This window comes from Streptomyces sp. NPDC007991 (genome assembly GCF_042958445.1).
In the GTDB taxonomy this organism is placed as follows: Bacteria; Actinomycetota; Actinomycetes; order Streptomycetales; family Streptomycetaceae; genus Streptomyces.
Window position 1 is genome coordinate 316749 of sequence record NZ_JBIBJD010000006.1, and the last position, 25326, is coordinate 342074.

The following is a 25326-nucleotide window of genomic DNA, read 5'->3' on the forward strand; positions in this document are numbered from 1 at the left end:
CGGGGTGGCGAGGAGGCACCGGAGGAAACGGTTGTACGCCGACCAGCGGGCCCCGCTGCCCGACCCGCGCGTCAGCGACGACGCTTCCCGTACGTCAACGCGCACCGGGCGGAACTCGCGCCGATCACACCGCGGCTCATCACGTCAACGGGCTGGCCTGGATCCGCCGGCACAGGCGGCGTCCGGGCTGACGGTCACCGGGTCGCCGGGTTTCCTGGACGGACACTTCCGGGCGACCATGGCGGGGCACCCGTACCGCAGGGAGGTATGCCATGACCGACTCACCCGCCCCCGACCCCGGTGCGCGGCCGACGACCGGGCGCACGGGACGTGTCGAACTGACCTCCGCCGCCGAAGACTTGCTGCGGCGCCTGACCGGGACGCACGGGCCGGTGATGTTCCACCAGTCCGGCGGCTGCTGCGACGGCAGCGCCCCGATGTGCTACCCGCGCGGGGAGTTCCGGGTCGGTGCCGGGGACGTCCTGCTGGGGCACGTGGCCGGGGACACCCCATTCTGGATGAGCGCGGACCAGTACGCGTACTGGTCGCACACCCACCTCACCGTGGACGTGGTCCCGGGACGGGGCAGCGGCTTCTCCCTGGAGGCCCCGGAGGGCGTCCGTTTCCTGCTCCGCTCCCGCCTGCTCACCGACGAGGAACTGCGCCGCATCGAGTCGGAGCCGCCCCTGCCGACGGGGGCGGACCAGGTCGCCTAGGGTGGACCCATGTACGCGACGCGAGTCTCCGGGCATGTCGATGCGCCCCGTGCGGACGTCTACCGGGCCCTGGTGAGCGCGGAGGCGGTCGCGCGCTGGCGGGTGCCGGCGGGGATGAGTGGTGAGGTGCACGAGTTCGACGCCCGTGAGGGCGGCCGGTTCCGTGTCTCGCTCACCTACGAGGCGCCGGACGCCATCGGGAAGTCGGCCGCGCACACCGACACCTACCATGGCCGCTTCGCACCACTCGTGCCGGACGAGCAGGTGGTCGAGGTGCTCGAGTTCGAGGCCGTCGACCCCGAGCTGGGCGGCACGATGACCCTGACGACGACACTCTCCGACGCCGAGGGCGGTGGTACCGACGTCGTCATGGTCCACGAGGGGATCCCCGACGCCGTGCCCGCCGCCGACAACGAGACGGGCACGCGCATGGCCCTGGCGAACCTGGCCCGGTTCGTCGAAGCCGGCCGGGACGTCTAGGGCCTGTCGTTTGGATCACGCCGCAGACGCGGGGTCTGGCACGCGCAGCTGCGGCGTTGTCGTCGGTTGCCGACGCTCCGCGTCGACGCCCTCCTCCGCCTTGCAGCTGCACGCACCAGACCCCGCTCACCGGCGCTGATCAGCACTGTCGGTTCCCTGCGACCTGATCCAAACGACAGGCCCTAGGGCGCCGCGCACACCGACGGCAGTGCCCGCCCGAGCGCCTTCAGGTGCAGTGCGTCGAGCCGGTGGGTGTACGCGGACCGGACGGCGGCCGTGGCCAGGCGCGGGCCGCACGACGGCAGGGCGCGGGCCCGTTCCGTGGCGTCGAGCGCGGCCAGCAGCTGTGTGGTGATGCGGTCGAGGGCCGGGCGGACCTCCTTGGCCAGGTCGGGCCGCTCGGTGGGGCGCTCGGCGGGGTGCGCGTCCCAGCGGGCGTACAGGCCGCGCTGCACCAGCTTGTTCGCCTCGATCTGGTCCCGGAACACGGCGGCCACGGCATCCGGGTCGAGGCCGAGGCCGGCCGCCCGGGCGCGGACGTCGTCCAGGATCCGCGCCTCGCGCTCCGGGTCGTCGATCGGCGTGTCCGTGCCGTACTTGGCGGCGGCGACCTTGTCGGCCAGCAGCAGCCGCTGGGCGAGCAGTTCGGTCACCGGCGACAGGCCGGGCGCCACGTCGTGCGCGGCGGCGTGACGTACGGGCGCGGGCCGCTCGGCGGCGGTGGCCGGGCCGGCCGTGGCGAGGGCCAGGGTCGCCGCGGTCGTCAGGGTGCTGAGGAGGGTGAGGGCGGACCGGGGACGTCGAGGGCGCACAGGGGTGTCCTTCCGTGGGGGCGGAGCGCCGGGCCGTGGCGCTGTCCGCAACCTACCGACCGGCGTCGGGCGTGGGTGCGCCGAGGTCCCAGAACAGGCCGGCCATGATGCGCAGTCCTTCGCGGGCCACCGACCCCAACAGGTGTTCGTCGGGGGCGTGTTGGGAGCAGGAGGGGTGGGAGTGCGGGACCCACACGGTGGGCAGGCCGAGGATGTCCGCGAAGGCGTCGTTGGGGAGCGTGCCGCCGAGGTTCGGCAGGACGGCCGGTTCCTTGCCGGTGGTGCGCCGCAGGGAGTCCACGGCCCGGCGGACCCACGGGTCGTCCGGGCTGAGGCGGGTCGCGGGGACGGCCTGGAGCACCTCGACGTCGACCATGGACAGGCCATGGGCGTCGAGATGCTCGCGGACGATGCGTTCGAGGTCGCGCCAGGGCGTGCCGACGACGAAGCGGAGCTGGACGTCGGCGTGGGCGGTGCCGGGAATGGCGCCGACGGGCTTGGCGGGATCCCCGGCCGCCAGGGTGAGCACCTCCAGGGTGTTCCAGCCGAAGACGCGTTCGGCCGGGCTGAGCCCCGGCTCGCCCCAGTCGGTGTCCACCTCCGGGTCGTCGTCCCCGCCGCCCACGGTGAGGTCCGCCAGGGCGTCCGCGACGGGCCCGGGCAGCGCCGGCGGCCGCAGCCCCTCGACCAGGATGCGGCCCCGGGAGTCGACCAGGGCGGCGAGGGCGCCGGCGAGCATCGTGGCGGGGTTGCGCAGGGCGCCGCCCCAGTTGCCCGAATGGTGGGCGCCCTCACGCAGGGCCACGCGCAGACGGAAGTTGGCCGCGCCCCTGGAGCCGAGGAACAGGGTGGGGCGGCCGGCCGCGAGGCGGGGGCCGTCGGAGGCGACGAGCAGGTCGGCGGCCAGGTCGTCCGCCAGCCGGCGGCAGACTTCGTGCAGGCCCGGTGAGCCCGACTCCTCCCCCGTCTCCACGAGCACCTTCAGGTTGAAGCCCAGCCGGCCTCCGCGAGCGGCAAGGACCTGTTCGAGCGCGGCCAGGTTGACGGTGTGCTGGCCCTTGTTGTCGGCGGTGCCGCGCCCGTAGAGGCGGTCGCCCTCGACGACGAGTTCCCAGGGGGACAGGCCGGTACGCCAGCGGCCGTCCTGGCCGGGGACGACATCGCCGTGGCCGTAGACCAGGACGGTGGGCAGGCCGTCGGCCTCGTGCCGGTGGGCGAGCAGGAACGGGCCCGCGTCCGGCACGGGGTTGTCGACGATCCGTACGGTGGCGCCCAGTCGGCGTACGGCGGGGGCGAGTTCGTCGGCCAGGTAGGCGCGCAGCGGGCCCGTCCCGTCGGGCGGCGGGCTCGAAGTCGGGAAGGCGACCCGGCGCCGCAGGTCGGCCAGGAAGCCGCCGGAGTCGTAGTAGGCCTCCGCCAGGCCGATGGCGGTCTCACGAGTCGTCATGCCGTGCACTCCCGGTGTCCGTCGGGCCGGGTACGGCGGCCAGGCGGCCGTCCTCCCGGTCGAGCCAGTGCCTGCGCAGCGCTTGGAGCACCACGGAGACGTCGAAGGAGATCACCCCGGGCAGCTCCGCCAGGTCCCCGGTGAGGAACTCCGCGAGCCCCTCCTCGTCCCGGAAGACGCCCTGGTGGACGACGGAGAAGGTGCCCGCGTTGGTCGACACGTACCGGGCGGAGGGATGCCGGGCGAGCGTCCGGGCGGCCTCGCGCACCCCGCCCGGCGACACGGTCAGCGCGACCACCGCCTCCAGGGCGTAGCCCAGCAGTGCGGGCTCGATCTCCACGCGGGGGCGGACCAGGCCGCGCTGCAGCAGCGACTGGGTGACGCGGTAGGCGGTGGACTGCCCGATGCCCAGCTCACGGGAGACCTGCGCGGCGGTCATCCGGCCGTCGGCGGCGAGCAGCCGCAGGGTGCGCAGTTCGTCGCCGGTGGGGCGGGCGGGCCGGTCCGTGCCGCCCGGGTCCCTCTCGCGTTCCTCCGCCGTGTACGTGGCGAGCAGGCGGTGCTGGTCCCGCGTCAGGCGCGGCAGCCGCCAGGCGTCGGACTTGGTGTCCGCGCGCAGGACGAGTTCGGTGCGGGCGGACCGGATGCCGGGGAGCGTGGCGATGCGCCGGGTGAGCAGGTCGCGGGCGTCGGTGCGGCGCGCGGGCTGGACGACGCAGTAGACCTCCGCCTGCCCGGCGGTGACCGCGACATGGGCCGCCTCGGGCAGTGCGACGAGCCGCCGGGCGACCTCGACGGCCTGTCCCGGAGCGGCGGCGACCCACACGTGCCAGGGGGTGCCCTCGCCGGACACCGACAGGTCGACCTGGCCGATCACCCGCAGCAGCCGGTTGGACTCCAGCCGGGCCAGCCGCCGTCCCACGGTGCTCGCCGACACGCCCAGCGCCTGGGCGAGCAGGCTGAGCGGGGCGCGTGGTGCGCGCTGGAGCGCGGCGACCAGGTCGAGGTCGTCGTCGTCCAGGGCGTTCTCCATACGACCCCTTCTCCTTTGCAAGAATCCGTCAACCAGCAACTTCACACGACCGATACGACCACAACAACCTTTTTACTTGCATGATTTCATCAAGCGGTCGTCAATAGGGGTGTGACCACCGCCACTTCGCCCCCGCCGCCCGACGTCCCCTCGAAGCAGCTCTCCCGGGTGCTCGCCGTCCTCGGGCGCATCGAGCGCCTCGGCAACAAACTCCCCCACCCGTTCTGGCTGTTCGGTGTGCTCAGCGTCGTCCTGGCGCTGGTCAGCTGGCTGCTGTCGGCCACCGGCGCCTCCGCGCTCAACCCCGCCACCGGCAAGACGGTGGGGGTGCGCAGTCTCGTCTCGGGCGAGGGGCTGCGGATGATGATCTCCGACGCGGTGACCAACTACGCCACGTTCCCGCCGCTCGGCACGATCCTCGTGGTCATGCTGGGCGTGGCCGTCGCCGACCGGTCGGGGCTGCTGCCCGCGATGCTGCGGGCGGCCGTCGCCCGGGTCCCGGCCCGGTGGCTGACGTTCACGCTGGCCTTCACCGCCATGGTCGCGCACGTCGCGTCCGACGCCGCCTACGTGGTGCTGGTGCCGCTGGGCGCGATGGCGTTCCGCGCGGTGGGGCGCAGTCCGATGCTGGGTGCCGTGGTGGCGTTCGTGTCGGTGTCCGCCGGGTACGACGCGAGCCCGCTGGTCACCCCGACGGACGCGGTCCTGGCCGGGCTCACGACGGCCGCCGCGCACACGGTCGACCCTTCGTACGTGGTCAACCCGCTGTCCAACTACTTCTTCTCGGTGGCCTCCTCGGTCGTCCTGGCCGCCGTGGTCACCGTCGTCACGGAGAAGGTCATCGCCCGGCGGGTGGCGGCGATGCCGGAGGAAGCGGAGCCGGAGGACGCCCCCGAGGCCACAGGTCAGGGAGCCGGCGGGCTGACGCTGCGCCCGGAGGAACGCACGGGCCTGCGCAACGCGGGGCTCGCGCTGCTGGCGTACGCCGCGCTGGTCGTGGTGGCGATGGCCCCGGCCGGATCGCCGCTGCGGGGCGAGGGCGGCAGCATCGTCCAGTCGCCGGTGCTCACCGGCATCGCGGTCGTCCTGGCGGTGATGTTCCTGATCGTGGGCGCCGTGTACGGGCGCACGGTCGGGACCGTGCGGACCGGCCGGGACATCCCCGACCAGATGGCGCAGGGCCTGCGCGAGATGGCGCCGATCCTGGTGCTGTTCTTCGCCATCTCCCAGTTCCTGGCGTACTTCAAGTGGACCGGCGTCGGCGAGGTCCTCGCGATCCGAGGGGCCGGCCTGCTGAAGTCGGCGGGCATCACGGGCCCGGTGGCGTTCCTCGGCGTCCTGCTGGTCTGCACGGTCATCAACCTGCTCGTCACCAGCGGCTCCGCCCAATGGGCCCTGGTCTCCCCGGTGTTCGTGCCGATGTTCATGCTGCTCGACATCCCGCCCGAGGTGACCCAGGCGGTGTACCGCATCGCCGACTCGTGCACCAACGCGGCGACCCCGATGAGCGCCTACTTCGTGATGACCCTGGGCGTCGTCCAGCGCTACCGGCGCTCGGCCGGCATCGGCACGCTGCTGTCGCTGACCCTGCCGCTGTGCCTGGTCATGCTGGCGGCCTGGACGCTGCTCTTCTACGCCTGGTGGGCGCTGGGCATCCCCCTGGGCCCCGGGGTTCCCGTCCGCTGACCGCCCGGCCGCTGTGCGCACGTACGAGGAGAACCGCCCATGTCCCTGACCCACGTCGAGTCACTGGCCCGCGCCGCCCTGCCGGAGATCACCGGCGACCTGCGGAGGCTGGTCGGACTGGAGACGCCGAGCGCGGACAAGGAGTTGCTGACCGCCGGCCTCGCCGCCGTCGAGTCCTGGACCCACGACCGGCTCGGCCCTCCGGACGAGTCACGGCGCTACGACGGCGGCCCGCACGGCGACATGCTGGAGCTGCTGTACCGGGGCACCTCACCGGCGGTGGTGCTGGTCCTGTGCCACTACGACACGGTGTGGCCGGCCGGCACCCTCGCCGAGTGGCCCTTCCGGACGGACGGGGACGGGCGGGCCACCGGGCCGGGCGTGTTCGACATGAAGTGCGGCCTGGTGCAGGCGGTGTGGGCACTGCGCCTGCTGCGGGAACGGGACCTGCCGCGCCCGTCGGTGCGGCTGTTCCTGAACGGCGACGAGGAGATCGGCAGCCCCGCTTCCCGCCCGCACATCGAGCGGCTGAGCGAGGACGCGACGGCCACGCTCGTGTGCGAGGCGTCGGCCGGGCCGGAGGGGGCGCTGAAGACCTCCCGCAAGGGCGTCGGCCTCTTCGAGGTGACGGTGGAGGGCGTGGAGGCACACGCGGGCCTCGATCCGTACCGGGGCGCCAGCGCCGTGCACGCCCTCGCCGAACTGGTCACCCGTGTCGCCGGCCTGGGCTCCCGGGAGCGGGGCACGACGGTCAACGTCGGGGTGATCGGCGGCGGCACGGGCCGCAACGTCATCGCCGGCCGGGCGAGCTGCGGCATCGACGTACGGGTCCCGGACCCCGCCGAAGCGGCCCGCGTCGACGCCGCGCTGGCCTCCCTCGCGCCCTCCGATCCCCGGGTGCGGGTCTCGGTCACCGGCGGCTGGAACCGTCCCCCGATGGTGCCGACGCCCGCTTCCCGGCTCCTGTTCGCGCAGGCCCACGCGGCAGCGCAGGAGCTGGGGTGGCCCCTGCGGGAGACGGCCGTCGGCGGGGCGAGCGACGGCAACTTCGTCTCCGGGCTCGGCCGCCCCGTTCTCGACGGCCTGGGCGCGGTGGGCGACGGCGCCCACGCACGGCACGAGCACGTCCTGCTGGACCACATCCCACCGCGCACGGCCCTGTTGGCGGGGCTGCTCATGGCCAGCTCGTTGACTGAACTAACTTAAGTTTTTTCGCAGTTCAGATGGGTTGTCTGCTAACTTCCGGGCATGCCTGAACCCAGCAATCCCGGGAGGGATCTGTCGACGTTCGTGCTGCCCGAGATAGGTAGGCTGTTCGAAACAGGTGATCCGTGGGAGCCGTACCGACGGCACGGCTCGAAGCTCTGAACGCGGCCTCGCTGGGCTCCACGTTCACAGTGCTTGGCGAGAGCTTCACCGTCCCCCGCAAGTCGACACGGCTCGATGGCACACCCGTTTCTGTCCGAGATGAACAGCGCCGACGTCGCGGACTGGGCAGCGAAGAGAAGCGGGCCTTCTGGGCCTGGGCGACGATCGAGATCTTGCGACACACCGGAACCCGGTTCGAAGAACGCCGGGAACTCGGCCACCACAGCATCGTCAGCTACAAACTACCCACCACCGGATAAGTCATCCCGCTCCTGCAGATCGCCCCGTCGAAGACCGATCAAGAACGGCTGCGACTGGTCGCTCCCGAACTCGCCGACGTCCTCAGCACCGTCATCTCACGGGTCCGCGGAGCTGACGGCACCGTCCCGGTCATCGCCAACTACGACTCTCACGAGCGAACTTGGAACCCACCAATGCCACTGCTCTACCAGTGGAACATGAGCGGCGAGGACCGCAGGATCTCCGACCACACGATCCGCGAGGGGCTCAACGAGACACTTGCAGCATCCGGGCTCACTGACGCAGCAGACACCCCCTCACGTTCGAGGCCCATGACTTTCGGCGAATCTTCATCACCGATGCCATCCTCAACGAGTTGTCGCTTCACATTGCGCAAGTAATTGCAGGTCACCGCAACATCAACACGACGATGGGCTACGCCGCGATCTACCCCAAGGACGCGATCGAAGCGCACCAGGCGTTCATCAGCCACCGCCGTGCACTTCGACCGACCGAGGAATACCGGGCAGTGACACCAGACGGGTGGGAGCAGTTCCTCGGCCACTTCGAGCGCCGCAAACTCACTCTCGGAGGCTGCGGACGAGCATGCGGGCGTCCGCTGCCCCGTTCTGATCGACTCCCCGACCGAGAGCCCCCGCCTCATCGAGATCCGCGACAACCTGGGAGAAGCAGCCTGGCCGCTGCTGAAGAGAAGATCGCACAACTCGATGCCCGCCAGGAACGGAATGACTCGCCTGTCTTTCTGCTTCTGATTCCCGGTTCTCAGTAGCCTTGAGTCCTACTCTGGCGTGGTGTCCGAGGGAGCTGGTCGGGCCGCGGGAAGGAACTGCCGGGCTTGTGGTGATCGGCTGAGGCCGGACGCCCGGCCTGGGGCGGTGTTCTGTTCGTCGGTGTGTCGGTCCAGGCAGTGGCGGATGGAACGGCGGCTGCGCAAGCGCCTGGCGGCTGTCCGGGGCGAGGCCGGCGAGGCGGAGTGCCCGGAGTACGGGGCCCGCTGGGTGGCCGGCGTCGGTCGCCACTCGGACGCCGTGTACTGCTCCCGGCGGGGTGTGGTGAGGGCTTGGCGTCGCCGGAAGGAAGCGTTCGCGGATCGGTCACAGTGACTGCTGAGCAAACGCATTGTGAGTCCAACTCCGGTCACGAACTGATCATTTACTGTCATTCACCATCTTAGGATTCTTGGTCTGACTCTCGGTGACGGACGCGGGCCCTGTCCCGTCACGGTGAAGTGCCGTGCCAGGTCCGCACTTGGGGTGGTGAGAGCCATGTCCGAGGAGACCGAGAAGGTCGGTTCCGTCACCCAGTCCTGCTATGACGACAACTCATCGTCCCGTCTGACCCGTATCTGGGTCAGTCGCGGAGCTAGGTGAGCGCGCGGGAGTCCGGCCAGCGCCGTACGGGACCCATCCACAGGACTACAGAGACCCGCCGTTCGAGGCGTGCGCGAATCGCCAACATCCCTGCGCGGACTGACAAGGCCGCGCGTGGCTGCTATCGGCATCCTGGATGGCGAAGCGAAGTCAAAGTGCGGAGCTACAGCGCCAGCTCTGTTCCGAACATGGGTCTCCCTGGCAGCCACCGCTCCACGGGCGCAGACTCTGACCCCCGGTGACCGGACGCTCCTGCATTCATCCGCGCAATTTCGAAGGAGACAGATGCGCATCCGTTCAGCAGTCGCAGTATTCGCATTCGTTTTCACCATTCTCATAGCGAGACAAGGTCAGTCCTTTGCCGTAGACTTCGAAAAACCATTCGAAGATACGATCTCCACGCTCACGTATGATTCGGACGGCGAGAAGTGCTCGGAAGTCTTCGTCTGGAACCCTAAATCAGTCTCGTACGACAAGGTCGCCAAAGGCTGCTTCACCAGGTACGGCGACAAGTGGAGCATCCAAGATTCCCTTGCGGAGGGAGACCAGACCTTCATCTACTGGGAAAACTGGCTTTGGAATGGCTCCTCGTGGATGCCATATCGGTACGGTGAGTGCAGTAACAACCTGGGGGCCCCCAATTGGGGTGCGTGCAACAAAGACTACTACGAGTCCTCTAGCACCAATTACTACAAGGACCAAGGTAGCAGGGTTCGCTTCCAAACCTGCCGTCGCGACCTCTTGAACACCGCCTGCACTCCTAGCAACATCAGCGACGCACCGTGGATCAACAACAACGCCTAAGGCTCATAAAGATCTTACTGAGGGGCTGTCCGGACGTAGGTCGGACGGTCCCTCGGCCCATGCGGTGGCTGGGGCGATCGTCCAAGTGCCGCCGATACGGCTGAGTCCGAGGTTGATCAGTCGGCGGAGATTGAGGGCCGCAACGCGGGTGTGACCAGGCATCGTTGGCGATGGTGCCGCGGTAGTGGAGGTTGCGGTTGCCATGCTGGACGAGACAGGCAACGGCGCGTTCGACTGGTGGTCTCCAACGGCGGTAGTCGGCCTGGCAGTCGGATCCGGTGGTGGCTTTTGCGGCGGGCGGCGGGCCTGTAGGTCGTGGTGCGGGCGGATGGTCAGGATGCGTCCGGCCTTCGCCTTGGTGCACCGCTGGCGCAGGGAGCATCGGGTGCACAAGTCCTTGAAAGCGGCCTTGCGCCGCTGGTGCTGTCCGCGCAAGGGCGTTGACGATTCATGCATGCCTCGGACGACAGGTTCCTGTAGTCCCGTGGGGGTATCCCGTAGGCGGCGCGGAAGAGGCGGCTGAAGTGCGCGGGGTCGGTGAAGCCCCAGCGGACGGCGATGGCCCGAATGGGGCGGGCGTGAAGGTGGGGGTTGGCCAGGTCGAGACGGCAACGTTCCAAACGACGGTGGCGTATCCAGGCTGCCGGCGACGTGTCGTTTTCGGCGAGCAGTTGCTGGAGATAGCGCAGGGAGACATGGTGGGCCTCCGCGATCGCCTGGGGAGTCATGGCCGGGTCGGCGAGGTGCTGCTCGACGAATGCGTTGACCTGGGCCCGCAAGGCGTTCCGGCAGGCCTCCGGGGTCAGTGCCTCCTCAGCCTCCACGCAGCGTGCGATGACGGACGCCAGAAGATCCAGGGTGACCGAGGTGAGGGTGGGGATGTCGGCTGGAGTGAACTCGCCAGCGCGTGCGTTGAGGTCGGTTAGCCAGCGGGCGAGCACCCCGCCCATGCCATGGCGCCCACTGATCGGGACGGCGAGCAAGCCCTGCACCGTCTTCTCCGGCAACGGCAGCAACTTGTGAGGAAGCTGCACAATCAGTTGCGAACAGCCGTCCTGAAGGGCTTGGCGGTGGGCATCGAACGGATGACCGCTGTCCAGCACCATGAGGTCGCCCGCATTGAACGTCGTGGCCCTCCCGGCCTGGGCAAAAGCTCCCCCTCCACCGACCATGTAATTGATCATGTACACCTCGGGGTCGGACTGCCGGATCATCTTCGCTGTCCGCGTGATCTCCATATGCGGGAAGGACAGCGCAGACACCTGTAACTCCCCCAAGTCCAGGACCTGCATCTTGGCTCTGAAGTCGTCCTTGTCGTTACTGCGCAGCCGAGTGCGTATGTGCGACTCTGCTGTGATTTCTTCGAACAGCGTGAACCGCTCCGGCGCCGCCACGACCTCAGTGCTGAAACCCGTCACCAGCATTCCCAGCCCCCGTAGCCAGTTCCCGTGACTTCGACCGTGGCATGGGGGGCGTACGCAGTCCAGCAGCACTTCGGTCACATGTGCCGCCACGCACCTCCTGGCAGCAACGAAGTCAAGATCAAGAAGCATCGGGGATCAGAAACACGCACTCAGCCGCGTGCTTGTAGTTCAGAGAAGGGGCGGTGTAGCCGCGACCCCCTCGCCGGCCTCTGGACGTCCTTGCGCAGACTCGCCTAGGGTGCGAAGGCAAGCGCTTTCTAGCCTGCTCATGCCAACCCACCCCTGCTCCATCCCACGTGCGCGCAGCCCCGCCGACGGGCCCGGACCAGGAACCGACGCGGGCCTGACGCGGAAAGGCAGTGCCCCGTGTCCCACAGCGAGCCCTACAGACCGTCGCACCCGTCTCACCCCTCATGGACCCGCAAGTCGTTCTTACGGGGCATGGCAGCCGTCGGCGCCGCCCCCCTGCTCCCGACCGCCGTACTCCCCGCCGCCACCGCCGAGGCCGCCGCCTCGGCCCGTCCGGACTTCCCGCTGCTGCGCAACGGCACCCCCACGGACGTGTGCGTGGACGCGGCGGACGACCCCGCCGTGATCCGCGCGGCGGGTGACCTCGTGGCGGACGTGGAGCGGGTCGGCGGCGTCAGACCACGGCTGCTGCACGCCGTGCCCCGGCGGGCCGGGCTCCTGGTCCTGGTGGGGACGCTCGGCGCGAGCCCGGTGATCGACCGGCTGGTCCGGCACGGACACCTGGACGTCTCCCGGGTCCGGGGCCGCTGGGAGGCGTCCGTCACCCAGGTCGTGGACCGTCCGCTGCCCGGCGTGGACCGCGCCCTGGTCATCGCGGGCAGCGACCGGCGCGGCACGGTCTACGGCGTCTACGACACCTCGGAACGCATCGGCGTCTCGCCCTGGTACTGGTGGGCCGACGTCCCGGTGGTCCGCAGCGACACGGTGACGGTCCCGGCGGGCCCCTTCGTACGCCACGAGCCCGCCGTCCGCTACCGCGGCATCTTCATCAACGACGAGCAGAACCTCACCACCTGGTCCCACCGCACCCAGGAGCCGGACAAGAACATCGGCCCCCGGACCTACGAGCGGGTCTTCGAACTGCTGCTCCGCCTCAAGGCCAACTACCTCTGGCCCGCGATGCACCCGTACTCCGACTTCTTCAACAAGCACCGCGAGAACCCCGAACTGGCCGACCGCTACGGCATCGTGGTCGGCTCCAGCCACCCCGAGGCCATGCTGCGCAACGGCGTGCACGAGTGGGAGCCGTGGGCCGAGGAGCACCGCAACCCCGACGGCACGCTGCCGGTCTACGACTACACCGTGAACCCGGCCGTCATCTCCGACTACTGGCGGGCACGGGCCCGGCAGAACGCCGCCTACGACAGCAGCTGGACGATCGGCATGCGCGGCCTGCACGACTCCGCGCTGGAGACGAGGTACGCCACCACGATCCCGGAGAAGGTCGCGGTGATGAACGACATCATCGGCGACCAGCGCCGCATCCTGGCCGAGGAGGTGGGCGAGGCGGCCGAGCCGCAGATCTTCATCCCGTACAAGGAGGTCCTGGAACTGTACAACGCGGGCGTCCAGGTCCCCGAGGACGTCACGCTGATCTGGCCGGACGACAACCACGGCAACATGCGCCAGCTCCCCACCGAGACGGAGCGGCGCCGCTCGGGGGGCAACGGCATTTACTACCACCTGTCCTACTGGGGCCGTCCCCGGAGCTATCTGTGGCTGGACACCACGCAGTTGAGCAAGGTGTGGCAGGAGCTGCGCCGGGTCCACGACCACCAGGCCGACCGGATGTGGATCTTCAACGTCGGTGACATCAAGTCGATCGAGACGGGCCTGTCCTTCTGCCTGGACATGGCGTGGGACGTGAACCGCTGGGGCCCGGACGACGTCGAGGACTTCCTGGTGGAGTGGGCCGGGCGCCAGTTCGGCCGGCGCCACGGCCCGGAGATCGCCGCCATCCGCACGGAGTACTACCGCCTGGCGGCCGAGCGGCGCCCGGAGTTCATCGACAGGGCGATCTTCTCGACGGTGCACCACGGGGACGAGGCGGAACGCCGGCTGGCCGCCTACGAGCAGTTGCTGGACCGGGTGCGGACGCTGGGCGCGAAGCTGCCCGAGCCCTACCGCGACGCCTTCTACGAGCTGGTCGAATACCCGGTGCACGGCGCCTACTTGATGAACCTGAAGTACTACTGGGCGGACCGGAACGCGCTCGCCGTCCGGCAGGGGCGCGGCGCGGGCACCAACCGCTTCGCGGACCTGGCCGAGGCGGCGCACTCCGAGGAGCAGGAGATCACCCGCCGCTACAACACGGAGATCGCGGGCGGCAAGTGGGACGGCATCGTCAACCCCTACCCCTCCCAGATCCCGAAGGCCCCCGGCCGTCCGGCCGTCACGCGGGTGCCCCGCCAGGAGACCTCCGGACTGGGGCTGGCCTCGGAGGGCAACGAAACGGGAGCGAGCCAGCCGCTCTCCTTCTCCTCCTACACCCGCGACCGCCGCTTCGTGGACGTCTTCAACACGGGTTTCCTCCCCCTCCGGTGGCAGGCCGAGCCGAGTCACCCGTGGATCCGCCTGAGCACCGCCGGCGGTGAACTCACCGACCAGACACGGATATGGGTGGAGATCGACTGGCCGCGGGCGCCGGAGGGCACCCACCTGCCCACGCTGACCTTCACCGGCGCCGGCACGACCGCCGAGGTGGCCCTGCGGGTGGTCAACGACGGCGAACGGGCCCGGCGGCGCGCCCGCGGTTTCGTCGAGGCCCACGGCCATGTGTCGATCGACGCCGCGCACTTCGACGACAGGGTGGCGCGCGGCGGGGCCCGGTGGCGGGTCGTCCGCGGCCTGGGACGCCGCACGGCCGCCGTCGAGGCGATCCCGACGACCGCGCCCCCGATCACCGAGGACCTGCCCGCCCGGTCACCGGAACTGCGCTACCGGGTGCGCTTCACGAGCACCGGCACCTTCCCGGTGACCGTCTTCCGGCTGCCCTCCCTCGACGAACGGGGCAAGCGCCGGCTGGCACTCGCCCTCGACGACCAGCCGCCGACGGTCCTGTCCGGCCAGGCGATCGCCACGGGCAACCGGGGTGACGCCTGGGCCCGCAACGTCGAGGAGGGCATCGAGAAGCTGACGGCCCGGGTGACCGTGGCGGAGCCCGGAGAGCATGTGCTGCGGGTGTTCATGGTGGATGCGGCGATGGCGGTGGACCAGATCGTCATCGACACGGGCGGGGTGCCGGCGAGTTATCTGGCGCCGCCGGAGAGCTACCACCGCCTCTTCCATCCCGGCCCCGTTCCTCGGGGGCACTGACGGGAACACAGTTTTCTGTGTTCACAGAGAATCAATAAAGAGCTGCGTGGTGTTCCCTGGACGCCCCACTGTGCTTCCGTGCGCCCCTACGGAGAAAGACGGCGAGCGATCGGCAGATTGCACTGGGCAGGACATGAGGCGAGCATCAAGTCGGTGCGCCCGCACCGAAATCCCGTGTGCCAACTGAGGCAGGTGGTATTCGATGAGCGGCTCCGTCCCAGGACCGGCCCGAAATTGGACAGTGGGCACTGCTCCAGGCATATTCCCATTCCTCGGCCACGGTATCGACTTGGTCCGTCGACCGCTGGCCTTTCTGAATTCTTTACCCGGACACGGGGATCTGGTCGAGATACGCCTGGGACCGCAGCGCGCCTGGATGGTGTGTCACCCGGACCTGGTCCACCAGGTCCTCGGGGACCCGCGCACCTTCGACAAGGGCGGCCCGCTCTACGACAGGTTGCGGATGCTGCTGGGGGACGGCGTCGGCACCTGCCGACATCAGGATCACCGACGCCAGCGCAGGATGCTCCAGCCCGGGTTCCGCAAAGCCCGTGTCGCCGGCCAGGTGCGCCTGATGGGCGAGGAAGTGGAGTCGGTGTGCCGCGCGTGGCGGCCCGGGCAGGCGGTCGACATCAGCGCGGCCATGCTGGATCTGTCCCTACGCGTGGTCAGCCGCGTCCTCTTCTCCGATTCGCTCGACACCGATACGGCCGCCGAGATGCGCGGGTGCCTGGCCACCGTGTTCCGCGGCATGTTCGTCCGGACGGTGATGCCGGTCGACGCGCTGTTCCGGGTTCCCACACCGGCCAACCGGCGTTACCGGCACGCTTCCGACCGCCTGCGCGCGATCGTCGACGCGGCCATCGCCCAGCGCCGGCGAGGCACTTCCCACGACGACCGCGACGACCTGCTCGCAACCCTGCTGGCGGCCACGCGGGCCGACGGCGGGGGAACGGCGATCACCGATCAGGAAGTCCACGGCCAGGTGCTGACGCTGTTGTTCGCCGGCGCCGAGAGCACCGCCCTGTGCCTCTCCTCCGCCTTGGGGCTGCTGGGGCGCCATCCCGAGGAGGAACGCCGCCTGCACCGCGAAGTCGACGCCGTGCTCGCTTCCGGGCGGCCGCCCGGCCCCGACGAACTGCCGCTTCTCGTCCACACCCGGTGCGTCCTCACCGAGACCCTCCGCCACCGCCCGCCCGGCTGGCTCTTCACTCGCGTCACCACGCGGGAGACGGAACTGGCCGGACACCGTCTCCCCCAGGGCACCACCGTCATGTTCAGCCCGTATCTCCTGCACCACCACCGCGCCCTGTTCCCCGACCCGGATCGTTTCCTCCCCGACCGCTGGCTGCCCGGACAGGCCGTCGCGGTCCCGCCCGGAGCGATGATCCCGTTCGGTGCGGGCAGCCGGAAATGCATCGGAGAGACGCTCGCGCTGGCGGAGGCCACGGTGGCCCTCGCGTTCATCGCCCGCCACTGGAGGCTGCGTCATCCGCCCGGCTCCACCGAACGGCTGCGCCCCGCGGCGTCGTTGGGGCCGAGGGACTTGGTGATGGTCGGCGAACCGCGAACGGGGCGGCCGGTGGGCACACCGCCCGGGGCGGATTCACACGCGCCCGGGACAACCGTCGTACCCGTCGTCCACAACTCACGAACGGCAGGTGGCAACGATGGCCGCGACGCATGAGGACGTCACGCTCACCGCGCAGGACGGAATTCCGGTCGTCGATCTGAGGGAACTGATCGACGCGAACCTCTACATGCCCTTCCCGTTCCAGCGCAATCCCCACGCGTCCGAAGCGGCGGCAGGCGTCGAGGAATGGCTGAGCACCTGGGGGCTGACCGACGACCCGGCGGTGGCGGCCATGATCTCCTGTACGCGCCCCGCCGAACTCGCGGCCTACAACGGTCCGGCCATGGATTCCGGGCTCCTCCAGATCATGGCCAACCAGATCGCCTACCAATTCGTCTTCGACGACCGCGCGGAGGACGTCGGCCGGCACACGCCGGGCCTGCTGCTGCCCATGTTGTGCGAGAGCATCGCGATCCTCCGGGACGGCCAACCGCCCGTCACCCCGCTCGGGGCAGCCCTGGCCGACCTCCATCGACAGGTACAGGAGCGGTGCACACCCGCTCAGGCGGCCCGGTGGGCCTGGAACAGCCGTGAGTACGTGCACGGCCTGCTGTACGAGGCGGTGGCCCAGACCCACCCCGCCCCGGTGGGAAGCGGGCTGTGCCGGTCCATACGCTCCCTCATCGCGGGCGTCGAGCCGTTCTACCCGCTGTGCGAGGCCGCGCAGCCGTGCGAACTGACCCCGGAGGAGATCCACCACCCCGACATGCGACGCCTGAGCCGGCTGTCGGCCGACGCGGCGGTGTGGATACCCGACCTGTTCTCCGCGGTGAAGGAACAGCGGGCGGGCGGCGTGATCAACCTGGCCCTCGCCTACCAGCGGACACACGGGTGCTCCCTGCCGGTGGCCGTCACGCTCGCCACACGGCACATCAACCGCACGATCCGCGAGTTCGAGGAGCTCTACGGTGAGCTGAGGCCGGAGTTGTCCCCGTCCGGCGTCGGCTACGTGGAGGGCATGGCCGGCTGGATACGCGGTTGCTACTTCTGGTCCAGGACCGTGCCACGGTACGCGGACACGATGGCGGCACCGGCGGTGCTCTGATCCGCTGCCCGACCCGTCCTTCCCACGACAGAGGTCCCGAGAAGGGCCTAAACGCAGCATATTACCAGAAAAGCTGAGACACGAACCGCTCCCACGGGAAATTTCACCCCCTCCGTCGACCTGCCCTTCCGACCCGGCCATGGGGCGAGCACCAAGGCGTACGCTCGCCCCGTCCGGCGGGGAGCAACGACAGGAAGCGGTAGACCACATGGCCCACGGGCTGCGGCAACCGATCACCGAAGACCGGCCTCTACTCGAACGCGACGAGGAACTCCGCGCCATCGACCACGCGTTGGCGGAACTCCGTGACACAGTCGACGGCGTGCCCCAGGTACCGCGCGGCGGATTGCTCGCCTTCACCGGCGAGGCCGGGCTGGGCAAGACCACACTCATCGCGGCGGTGCGTGCCCGCGCCGCCGCCCTCGGGTTCACGGTGTTCTCCGGCAAGGGCGGCGAGAACGAGCGGGGGATGCCGTTCCGCGTCGTCCGCCAGGCCATGCAACCCATTCTGGCCAGTCTGGGCGAGACGGAGCGCCGGGATTTCCTGGGCAGTTGGTACGACATCGTCGGCGCCGCGCTCGGTCTCGAGGCGACGGACCCCGCTCGGGTGCCGGACCCGACCGGAGTACGCGACGGGCTCGACTGGGTCATGACGCGACTGACGATGTCGAACTCGCCCGTCGTTCTGCTCCTGGACGACCTGCACTGGGCCGATGCCGAATCCCTGGACTGGCTCGCCTCCTTCGCGTCCCGGGTCGCCAACCTCCCGCTGCTGATCGTCGTCGGCTACCGGCCCGATGAACTTCCGTCCGACGCGACCTCGTTCCGTACGCTCGTCGAACGCCACGAGCAGCGCCCGCACGTGCTGTCTCCGCTCGGCGAGGCCGGAGTGGCGCGGATCATCAGGGACCAAGTGGGTGAGGAAGCCGAGGACGAGTTCTGCGGCGAGTGCTGGACGGTCACGTGTGGAAGCCCCTTCGAAACCGTCGAACTGGCCATCAGGCTCCGTGAGCGGAAGCTGAGGGGCACCCGGGACGAATTGCCCGTGATGCGGGACCTCGCCGCCGCGGTCAAGGGCCCCGGCCTGATCGAGCGCCTCAAACGGCTCGGACCGGGCACCGTCCGCTTCGCGTGGGCCGGCGCTGTCCTGGGTGGGTCCTTCTCACCGGAGGTTGCCGCCGACCTCGCGGTTCTCGGCAGCGAGGAGGCCGCCGAGGCGGCCGAGAAGCTGCGCGCCCGCCGCATTCTCGCGGACACCGACGAGCCCGCGGGCAGACTGGAGTTCGTCCACCCGCAGATCGCCACGACGATCTACCGCGACATCCCTGCGGGCCTGCGGGTCGGCATGCACAACGCGGCCGCCCATGCCGCCCAGGTGGTCGGGGCCGACCCCACCGTCGCCGCCCGGCACCTGCTGGAGGTTCCCTGCGACGGCCGGCCCGAAGCGGTCGCGTGCCTGCGCGCCGCCGCGCGTGAGCACCTCCGTGCCGGGGCCCCGGAGGCCGCCCGGCGCGTGCTGACCCGAGCGCTGCGGGAACCGCCCCCTGCCGAGGACCGCGCCGCCCTTCTCCACGAGCTGGCCTGCTCGACCTTCCTGATCGAGCCCACGGCCACGGTCAGCCATCTCCGTGAGGCGCTGAAGGAGCCGGGAATCGATCCCGACCTGCGCGCCTCCATCGTCTACCGGCTGACCCAGGCGCTGGCCCACACCGACCGGCCGACCGAGGCCGCGACCGTGGCCGCCGACGAGGCGAGGCGCGCCACCAACGCGCGCGTCAGACTGCGCATGCAGGCCGATCACTTCGTATGGAGCGCGTTCCGCGCCGACGAGCCCGACTCCTCCGCCCGCTCGCGCCGGCTGGCGCGGCTGGCGGACAAGCTGCCCGGCCGGGGCCTGGAGGAGCGCTACATCCTCGGTCTGCGGGCGTGGGACGCCCTGCTGCGCGGCGAGCCGCGGCGGACGGCCCTCGGGTACGCCGAGGAGGCCCTGCGCGGAGGGATGAGCTGGACCGACGACAACCGCGGCTTCGAGGTGCCCGTCGCGGTGGCCCTGCTGTTCATGTACTGCGACCAGCCCCGGCGGGCCGAGGAGCTCTTCACCGAAGGTATGGCCGAGTGCGAGCACATGGGGTGGCGCGGCTCCCATCTGGCGCAGGGTCAGACGCTCCTGGGCTATATCCGCTACCGCCGTGGCTGCCTGCGCGAGGCGGAAGAACTCGTCCGGGCCGGTCTGCACACCGCCGCGCGCGTCGAAGGAGCGGTACCCGCCCAGTGGTTCGCCATCGGCATTCTCATCCAGACCCTGCTGGCCCGTGGGCGGACCGGTGACGCACGCCGGCTGGCCGACAGCCACCACTACGGCGAGGTGGTTCCCAACTCCGTCGTCTTCCCGGATCCCCGCACGGTGTACGCCGGCCTGCTCCTGGCGGAGGGGCGCCTCCCCCAGGCGGCGCGGCTGTTGTCCGAGGTCGGCGACCGGCTGGACGCACGGGACTGGCGCAACCCCGCGTGGTGCCCTTGGCAGCTGGGACTGGCCTCCGCGCTCGCCCGCACCGACCCGGACGCGGCGGTCCACCATGCCCAGGACGCCGTCAAGCGGGCCCGGGACTTCGGTGCGGCGTCCGCGATCGGCCAGGCGCTGCATGCCCAGGCGGAGGTGACGGGCGGGGAGGCGGCGCTCGATCTGCACGCGCAGGCCGTCGATCACCTGGAGCAGTCGCCCGCCGCGTACGAACTGGCCCGTGCCTTGGTCGGTCACGGCTCCGCACTGGCCCGCAACGGCCGTCTGCAGGACGCCGCCGACCGGCTCTACCAGGGTCTGGAGGGCGCGGTGCACTGCGGTGCCGAAGGTCTGGCCGCCCGGGCCAGGCGGGAGCTCTCCGCCGCGGGACTGCGCCCGCTGCCCCTGCGCTATCCGCAGACGGACATGCTGACGACCCAGGAGCACAAGGCCGCCGAGATGGCGGCCCTGGGCCACCCGGCATCGGTGGTCGCGAAGGACCTGCGGCTCACCGCGCAGGGCGTACGGCGCCTCCTGTCCTCCGTGTACCGGAAACTCGGCACGGACGCATCCGGCCTCGCCGACGCCCTGGACCGCTTCCGGCACGAGCGGTAGCGGCCGGAAGCCCGGCCGCGCGACCCGCCCGCCGGTTCGCTCACCGCACCTTCGAATTGTGCTGAGCCCGATGCCCCATCGCCTCCCAGAACCCCCGCAGCTCCCTGAGGTCGGTGCGGCGCTGCCAGGCGGCCTTGGGGCGGCGGAACGGGAAGGCCTCGCCGAGTTCCACTCGCTGGCCGTCCGTGCCCTTGGGCGGGTACGGACACAGTTCGAAGGCGCAGTCGTCTCGGCAGTTGGAACCCGCCTGGGAGCGCCCGACTCGTCGATCCACAGGAACCGTTCGGGTTGCTCCGTCTCCAGGGCCCAGACGCAGAGTTTCCCGGCCTCGGTCACGAACGGGTGCTCCGTTCGCCGTCCGGCCGGGCCAGCCACTGGGCGGCCTGCTGGGCGGGGTCGGACCCGTGACCGAGTGACGGCCGTCCGGCGGTGGCGCCGTCGGGCAGGTCCCACAGGGTCAGAGCGTGCAGGCGGGCCGCAGGGTGTGCGGGTCGCGGGCCCGCAGATCCGGCCAGGACGTGCACAGCCGCATGGCGATGAGGTGCTGCTCCGGCCGGGCGTCGACGCTGTCGATCTCCAGGGCGGCCGCGTACAGCTCCAGGGCCTTGCTGTGCAGGGTGCGGCCGAAGAGGGGCCGTACCCGGTGCTTGTCGTTGTTGTTGCCGATGTCGGTGGCGTTGTCGTGGCCGGGGCCGGTGTTGCGTGCCGTCTGTGCCTGGCAGGCGGCCTCCATCAGCAGGTCCCGGGCGGCGCTCACCGGGCACCACAGTGTCCCGTCGGAGTATGCCGCGTCCGGCTCGTCGAAGCGGGCCCCCAACTGGACTGGATCACGCTGTGCTGGAAGCGCACGCGGTCCGCCGAGCTCGACCAGCTGCATCCCGGCGCCCCAGTGGGCGGCGAGCCTGAGGTCGATGCCGCTGTCGCCGACCCTGCGGGCCAGTTCCCGGACGATCTCGGGGAAGCGGGAGCCGCCACCCGGCGGTACGCCGTCACACCCCGCGGGAGCGTCGTGCGCAACTTTCGCCCGTGCCCGACCACTTGACGACTGAACCGTTTCACTGCTTCTCTCGGAAAGCTGCCTATGGGAGCGCTCCCAGACCACCCCCACGTGAAAGGGAACCCCGTGCAGACCTCCCCCCACCCCGTCCTCAGACGCGCCCTGCCCGCTCTCCTCACCGCCGCGCTGCTCGCCTGTCTGCTGTCCCTGGCGGGCGGCTCTCCCGCGCGGGCTGCGGCGGGGGACGGCTCGGTGTCCGACCCCAACATCGCCTACGTCGGCCGCTGGGACACCTCGTCCGGGACCGCGGCGGTGCCGAACTGGACCGGCGGCTACCTCCAGACCGGCTTCACCGGCACCACGGTGAAGGTCAGGGCCAGGAACGCGGTCAACTTCTACGCCAGCATCGACGGCGGCCCCGACGTCTTCCACGCCGGTGTGCGCGGCACGGTGGACCTCACTCCCCGGCCGCTCTCACCCGGCACCCACACCCTGCGCCTGTCCTACCGCTCCGGTGACACCGTCTTCCAGGGTCTGGTCCTGGACTCCGGCGCGCGGACCGTCGCCGCCGGCGTCCCGTCCGGGCTGGTGGAGTTCGTCGGCGACTCCATCACCGCCGGGGCGCTGACCGACCGGCTTGCGCTGGACTCGTACGCCTGGAAGACCGGGGAGCGGCTGGGCATGCGGCACACGCAGATCGCCCGGTCCGGGTACTGCCTGGTCGCGCAGACGGGGTGCACCGGTCTGAGCGGGCAGTTCTTCAAGACGGCCTCCGCCGGCGGCGCGGACTGGGACTTCTCCCGGTACCGGGCCGACGCGGTCGTCATCAACCTCGGCACCAACGACATCGGGCACGGGGTGTCCGGCGCCGCCTTCCAGTCGGCGTACACCACGTTCCTGCGGAACGTGCGCGCGAAGTACCCCGCGGCGCACCTCTTCGCGGTGCAGACGCTGAAGAAGCGCTACGTCGCCGAGACCAGGGCCGCCGTCAACGCCCGCAACAGCGCCGGTGACGCCCGGGTGCACTACGTCGACACGACCGGCTGGCTCACCGACGGCGCCGACTACGAGGACGGTAACGGGCATCCGAACGAGGCGGGTCACACCAAGTTCGCCGAGCGTCTGGCCCCGGTAGTCCGCGCCCGGCTCGCCGGCGGCGCCACGGCGAAGGCGGCGGCTCCCGGGCAGCCCGGCGACCCGAACATCAAGTTCGTCGGCCGCTGGGACACCACCAGCTCCACCACCGCCTACACCCCCTACTGGGCGGGCGCCTACTACCGCGTCGGCTTCACCGGCAGGACGGTCAAGCTGAAGCAGCGCGGCACGATCGACCTGTGGGCGCGGATCGACAACGGTCCCGTGACGTTCTACGACGACGTCAGGGGGACGGTGAACCTGACCCCGGCGGCCCTCTCCTCCGGGAACCACACGCTCCAGGTCAACTACCAGGTGGTGGCCGGATCGTACAAGGGCGACGCCGTGTTCCAGGGGCTCGTCCTGGACAGCGGCGCGACGACCTTCGCCCCGCCGGCTCCGGGCAAACTGGTCGAGTTCGTCGGCGACTCGATCACCGTGGGCACGACGACCTCGCAGAACGCCCGTACCGCGTACGGCTGGCTGATCGGTGAGCGGCTGGGCGTGGAGCACACGCAGATCGCGCAGGGCGGGGCGTGCCTGGTGGCCGCGGCCGACGGCTGCGTGGGTCTTGAGCGGCAGTTCACCAAGCTCAACCCGAACGCGGCGACGCCCGACTGGAACTTCTCCCGCTACCGGGCCGACGCGGTCGTCATCAACCTGGGCACCAACGACGTCGGGCACGGGGTGAGTTCCACGCAGTTCCAGTCGGCGTACGGCAGTCTGCTGCGCAAGGTCCGCGCGGCGTATCCGCAGGCGTGGATCTTCGCGCTGGAGACGTTCCGCGGGCGGTACGTCCCGCAGACCGAGGCCGCGGTGAAGGCCGCCGTCGCCGGCGGTGACACCCGGGTCTCCTTCGTCGACACGACCGGCTGGCTGGGCTCGGGCGATCTGACGGACTCGGTGCATCCCAACGACCGGGGGCACCGGGTCATCGCCGACCGGCTGGCGCCGGTGATCGCCGCGAGGATCGGGGCGTAGGGCGTGTCCGGGGGCGGGCCTCACACCGGGCCGGGGCTCGCCCCTCCCTTGAGGCGTTCCAGGTCGGAGGGGCGGACCTGGATGACGATCAGGGCGATCAGCGCGGCGACGGCGGCGAAGACCGCGGCCATGATGAAGGCGGAGGAGACGCCGGCGGTCAGGACCTCGTCGGACCAGGGTTTGGGCAGTTGCCCGGTGCGTTGGAAGCGCAGGCGCTGAGCAGGGGGCGCCTGCTGGAGGAAGAGCGGGATCTGCTTGCCGGCCTCGTTGGTGCTGGCCGTGCCGTACACGGTGACCAGGATGGACAGGCCGAGGGAGCCGCCGACCTGCTGGGTGGCGTTGAGCGTCCCGGAGGCCGCGCCGGTCTCCGGCGTGGGCACGTTGGACAGCGCCATGAGGGTCAGCGACACGAACTCCATACCCATGCCTAGGCTGAAGACGAGCATCGGGCCGAGGACGCTGCCCGCGTACGTGGAGTGCACGTCGGTCAGGGTGAGCCAGGACAGCCCGGCCGCGGCCAGGAGTGCGCCCACCACCAGGAACGGCTTGGGGCCGTAGACGGGCAGGAACCGCGAGGCCAGTCCGGCGCCGCAGGCGATGACCGCGCTGACCGGCAGGAAGGCCAGTCCGGCTTCGAGAGGGCTGAACCCCAGCACGTTCTGCACGAAGAGCGTGAGGAAGAAGAACATGCCGAAGATCGCGGCGGCCAGGCACAGCATGATGCCGTACGTGCCCGCACGGTTGCGGTCGGCGAACATATGCAGGGGTGTGATGGGCTGTCTGGAGCGCCGCTCGATGAGGATGAACCCGGTCAGGACGACGACCGCCGCGGCGAACGAGGCGAGGGTGAGGGCGTCGCGCCAGCCTTCCTGCGCGGCCCTGATGAACCCGTAGACGAGCAGCACCATGCCCACGGTGGAGGCGAGCGCGCCGGTGACGTCGAAGTGCCCGGGGTGGCGTTCGGACTCCCTGATCCAGCGCGGGGTGGCGAGCACGATGAGCAGGCCGATGGGCACGTTGACGAACAGCACCCACCGCCAGTTCAGCCACTCCACCAGGATGCCGCCCGCGAGCAGGCCGATCGCGCCGCCGCCCGCCGAGACCGCGGCGAAGACGCCGAAGGCGCGGTTGCGTTCCGGTCCTTCGCGGAAAGTGGTGCTGATCAGGGCGAGCGCCGTCGGGGAGGCGATGGCGCCGCCGACGCCCTGGAGGGCGCGTGCGCCGAGGAGTTGGCCGGAGCTCTGGGCGAGCCCGCCGAGCAGGGAGGCGAGGACGAAGAGCAGCACTCCGAACATGAAGACGCGCCGGCGTCCCAGGATGTCGCCCGTCCTGCCGCCCAGCAGCAACAGGCCGCCGAAGGTGAGGGTGTAGGCGTTGACCACCCAGGCCAGACTCGTGGTGGAGAAGTCCAGCGCGGTCTGGATGTGCGGCAGCGCGATGTTCACGATGGTGATGTCGAGGACCACCATGAGCTGGCACGAGGCGATGACGAAGAGTGCCATCGCGTTCCCGCCACCACCGGATTCCCTGGTGGTGGTCGTCTGTGGTGTAGCCGGCTGCGGGCTGCTGCCTGCGGTGTCCACCGTTCGACGGTACGTCCGGCTCCCGGACCTCACCACTCGATCAGTGGGGCCGCCTCCGGACTGAAATCACCGGGTCTGCGGTGATAATCCTG

20 protein-coding genes are annotated in these 25326 nt (G+C 70.5%); 11 read left to right on the forward strand and 9 right to left on the reverse strand.

Annotated features, from left to right (window positions below):
• The first annotated feature begins 272 nt into the window (after positions 1 to 272).
• Positions 273 to 716, forward strand: coding sequence for a DUF779 domain-containing protein (locus tag ACFZDA_RS19035; protein WP_391082428.1), 444 nt, complete (start codon positions 273 to 275; stop codon positions 714 to 716).
• Positions 717 to 725: 9 nt separating this feature from the next.
• Positions 726 to 1196: an SRPBCC domain-containing protein gene (locus ACFZDA_RS19040; protein WP_391082431.1), complete on the forward strand. Its 471-nt coding sequence runs from the start codon at positions 726 to 728 to the stop codon at positions 1194 to 1196.
• Between the two features lie 182 nt (positions 1197 to 1378).
• Here ACFZDA_RS19040 and ACFZDA_RS19045 read toward each other — a convergent pair whose 3' ends face one another.
• From ACFZDA_RS19045 to ACFZDA_RS19055, 3 genes are read right to left on the reverse strand one after another with little or no spacing between them, the layout of a single operon-like run.
• Complete coding sequence (locus ACFZDA_RS19045) at positions 1379 to 2008, reverse strand: chorismate mutase (RefSeq protein WP_391082433.1); 630 nt, start codon at positions 2006 to 2008, stop codon at positions 1379 to 1381.
• A gap of 52 nt (positions 2009 to 2060) precedes the next feature.
• The gene (locus ACFZDA_RS19050) at positions 2061 to 3455 is read right to left on the reverse strand and encodes a M20/M25/M40 family metallo-hydrolase (protein WP_391082436.1); all 1395 of its coding nucleotides are present in this window, start codon (positions 3453 to 3455) and stop codon (positions 2061 to 2063) included.
• Complete coding sequence (locus ACFZDA_RS19055) at positions 3442 to 4488, reverse strand: Lrp/AsnC ligand binding domain-containing protein (RefSeq protein WP_391082439.1); 1047 nt, start codon at positions 4486 to 4488, stop codon at positions 3442 to 3444. The genes ACFZDA_RS19050 and ACFZDA_RS19055 overlap by 14 nt, the downstream gene beginning before the upstream one ends.
• Before the next feature lie 111 nt (positions 4489 to 4599).
• Between ACFZDA_RS19055 and ACFZDA_RS19060 the strand changes: the two genes are divergently transcribed.
• The 3 genes from ACFZDA_RS19060 to ACFZDA_RS19070 all read left to right on the forward strand — a co-directional run bounded on the left by ACFZDA_RS19060 (position 4600) and on the right by ACFZDA_RS19070 (position 7802).
• The gene (locus ACFZDA_RS19060) at positions 4600 to 6174 is read left to right on the forward strand and encodes an AbgT family transporter (protein ID WP_391082442.1); all 1575 of its coding nucleotides are present in this window, start codon (positions 4600 to 4602) and stop codon (positions 6172 to 6174) included.
• Between the two features lie 39 nt (positions 6175 to 6213).
• On the forward strand, positions 6214 to 7380 hold the full coding sequence (locus ACFZDA_RS19065; protein WP_391082445.1) for a M20/M25/M40 family metallo-hydrolase: 1167 nt from the start codon (positions 6214 to 6216) through the stop codon (positions 7378 to 7380).
• Between the two features lie 125 nt (positions 7381 to 7505).
• Complete coding sequence (locus ACFZDA_RS19070; protein WP_391082448.1) at positions 7506 to 7802, forward strand: hypothetical protein; 297 nt, start codon at positions 7506 to 7508, stop codon at positions 7800 to 7802.
• Positions 7803 to 7987: 185 nt separating this feature from the next.
• Here ACFZDA_RS19070 and ACFZDA_RS19075 read toward each other — a convergent pair whose 3' ends face one another.
• A complete protein-coding gene (locus ACFZDA_RS19075) occupies positions 7988 to 8275 on the reverse strand; it encodes a hypothetical protein (protein WP_391082451.1) in 288 nt (95 codons plus the stop codon).
• Between the two features lie 1183 nt (positions 8276 to 9458).
• Here ACFZDA_RS19075 and ACFZDA_RS19080 point away from each other — a divergent pair.
• The gene (locus tag ACFZDA_RS19080; protein ID WP_391082454.1) at positions 9459 to 9977 is read left to right on the forward strand and encodes a hypothetical protein; all 519 of its coding nucleotides are present in this window, start codon (positions 9459 to 9461) and stop codon (positions 9975 to 9977) included.
• A gap of 3 nt (positions 9978 to 9980) precedes the next feature.
• Here the strand turns inward: ACFZDA_RS19080 and ACFZDA_RS19085 are convergent, their stop codons facing one another.
• Positions 9981 to 10412: a transposase gene (locus tag ACFZDA_RS19085; protein ID WP_391082456.1), complete on the reverse strand. Its 432-nt coding sequence runs from the start codon at positions 10410 to 10412 to the stop codon at positions 9981 to 9983.
• Positions 10310 to 11401, reverse strand: coding sequence for a helix-turn-helix domain-containing protein (locus ACFZDA_RS19090; RefSeq protein WP_391082460.1), 1092 nt, complete (start codon positions 11399 to 11401; stop codon positions 10310 to 10312). Before ACFZDA_RS19090 ends, ACFZDA_RS19085 begins: the two co-directional genes overlap by 103 nt.
• A gap of 441 nt (positions 11402 to 11842) precedes the next feature.
• On the opposite strand from ACFZDA_RS19090, the gene ACFZDA_RS19095 reads away from it, so the two are divergent.
• The 4 genes from ACFZDA_RS19095 to ACFZDA_RS19110 all read left to right on the forward strand — a co-directional run bounded on the left by ACFZDA_RS19095 (position 11843) and on the right by ACFZDA_RS19110 (position 20539).
• Positions 11843 to 14746, forward strand: coding sequence for a glycosyl hydrolase 115 family protein (locus tag ACFZDA_RS19095; RefSeq protein ID WP_391082463.1), 2904 nt, complete (start codon positions 11843 to 11845; stop codon positions 14744 to 14746).
• A 202-nt stretch (positions 14747 to 14948) separates the two neighbouring features.
• Positions 14949 to 16433: a cytochrome P450 gene (locus ACFZDA_RS19100; protein ID WP_391082466.1), complete on the forward strand. Its 1485-nt coding sequence runs from the start codon at positions 14949 to 14951 to the stop codon at positions 16431 to 16433.
• Positions 16417 to 17424, forward strand: coding sequence for a (-)-alpha-amorphene synthase (locus ACFZDA_RS19105; RefSeq protein ID WP_391082470.1), 1008 nt, complete (start codon positions 16417 to 16419; stop codon positions 17422 to 17424). The genes ACFZDA_RS19100 and ACFZDA_RS19105 overlap by 17 nt, the downstream gene beginning before the upstream one ends.
• 208 nt (positions 17425 to 17632) lie before the next feature.
• The gene (locus ACFZDA_RS19110; RefSeq protein ID WP_391082472.1) at positions 17633 to 20539 is read left to right on the forward strand and encodes an AAA family ATPase; all 2907 of its coding nucleotides are present in this window, start codon (positions 17633 to 17635) and stop codon (positions 20537 to 20539) included.
• Positions 20540 to 20579: 40 nt separating this feature from the next.
• Here the strand turns inward: ACFZDA_RS19110 and ACFZDA_RS19115 are convergent, their stop codons facing one another.
• Together ACFZDA_RS19115 and ACFZDA_RS19120 are read right to left on the reverse strand one after the other, a co-directional pair.
• On the reverse strand, positions 20580 to 20813 hold the full coding sequence (locus ACFZDA_RS19115; protein ID WP_391082474.1) for a hypothetical protein: 234 nt from the start codon (positions 20811 to 20813) through the stop codon (positions 20580 to 20582).
• Positions 20814 to 20996: 183 nt separating this feature from the next.
• Entirely contained in the window at positions 20997 to 21296 is a 300-nt protein-coding gene (locus ACFZDA_RS19120; RefSeq protein ID WP_391082477.1) for a hypothetical protein, read from the reverse strand.
• Between the two features lie 366 nt (positions 21297 to 21662).
• Between ACFZDA_RS19120 and ACFZDA_RS19125 the strand changes: the two genes are divergently transcribed.
• Complete coding sequence (locus tag ACFZDA_RS19125; protein WP_391082479.1) at positions 21663 to 23651, forward strand: GDSL-type esterase/lipase family protein; 1989 nt, start codon at positions 21663 to 21665, stop codon at positions 23649 to 23651.
• Between the two features lie 20 nt (positions 23652 to 23671).
• Here ACFZDA_RS19125 and ACFZDA_RS19130 read toward each other — a convergent pair whose 3' ends face one another.
• Positions 23672 to 25153, reverse strand: coding sequence for an MFS transporter (locus ACFZDA_RS19130; RefSeq protein ID WP_391082481.1), 1482 nt, complete (start codon positions 25151 to 25153; stop codon positions 23672 to 23674).
• Between the last annotated feature and the right edge of the window lie 173 nt (positions 25154 to 25326).

Excerpts from the sequence above, each read along its gene's own strand:
- ACFZDA_RS19065 (WP_391082445.1), top strand. The coding sequence starts at position 6,214 with ATGTCCCTGACCCACGTCGAGTCACTGGCCCGCGCCGCCCTGCCGGAG.
- ACFZDA_RS19090 (WP_391082460.1), bottom strand. The coding sequence starts at position 11,401 with ATGCTGGTGACGGGTTTCAGCACTGAGGTCGTGGCGGCGCCGGAGCGG.
- ACFZDA_RS19040 (WP_391082431.1), top strand. The coding sequence starts at position 726 with ATGTACGCGACGCGAGTCTCCGGGCATGTCGATGCGCCCCGTGCGGAC.
- ACFZDA_RS19035 (WP_391082428.1), top strand. The coding sequence starts at position 273 with ATGACCGACTCACCCGCCCCCGACCCCGGTGCGCGGCCGACGACCGGG.
- ACFZDA_RS19080 (WP_391082454.1), top strand. The coding sequence starts at position 9,459 with ATGCGCATCCGTTCAGCAGTCGCAGTATTCGCATTCGTTTTCACCATT.
- ACFZDA_RS19055 (WP_391082439.1), bottom strand. The coding sequence starts at position 4,488 with ATGGAGAACGCCCTGGACGACGACGACCTCGACCTGGTCGCCGCGCTC.
- ACFZDA_RS19050 (WP_391082436.1), bottom strand. The coding sequence starts at position 3,455 with ATGACGACTCGTGAGACCGCCATCGGCCTGGCGGAGGCCTACTACGAC.
- ACFZDA_RS19105 (WP_391082470.1), top strand. The coding sequence starts at position 16,417 with ATGGCCGCGACGCATGAGGACGTCACGCTCACCGCGCAGGACGGAATT.
- ACFZDA_RS19110 (WP_391082472.1), top strand. The coding sequence starts at position 17,633 with ATGGCCCACGGGCTGCGGCAACCGATCACCGAAGACCGGCCTCTACTC.
- ACFZDA_RS19100 (WP_391082466.1), top strand. The coding sequence starts at position 14,949 with ATGAGCGGCTCCGTCCCAGGACCGGCCCGAAATTGGACAGTGGGCACT.
- ACFZDA_RS19130 (WP_391082481.1), bottom strand. The coding sequence starts at position 25,153 with ATGGCACTCTTCGTCATCGCCTCGTGCCAGCTCATGGTGGTCCTCGAC.
- ACFZDA_RS19095 (WP_391082463.1), top strand. The coding sequence starts at position 11,843 with ATGGCAGCCGTCGGCGCCGCCCCCCTGCTCCCGACCGCCGTACTCCCC.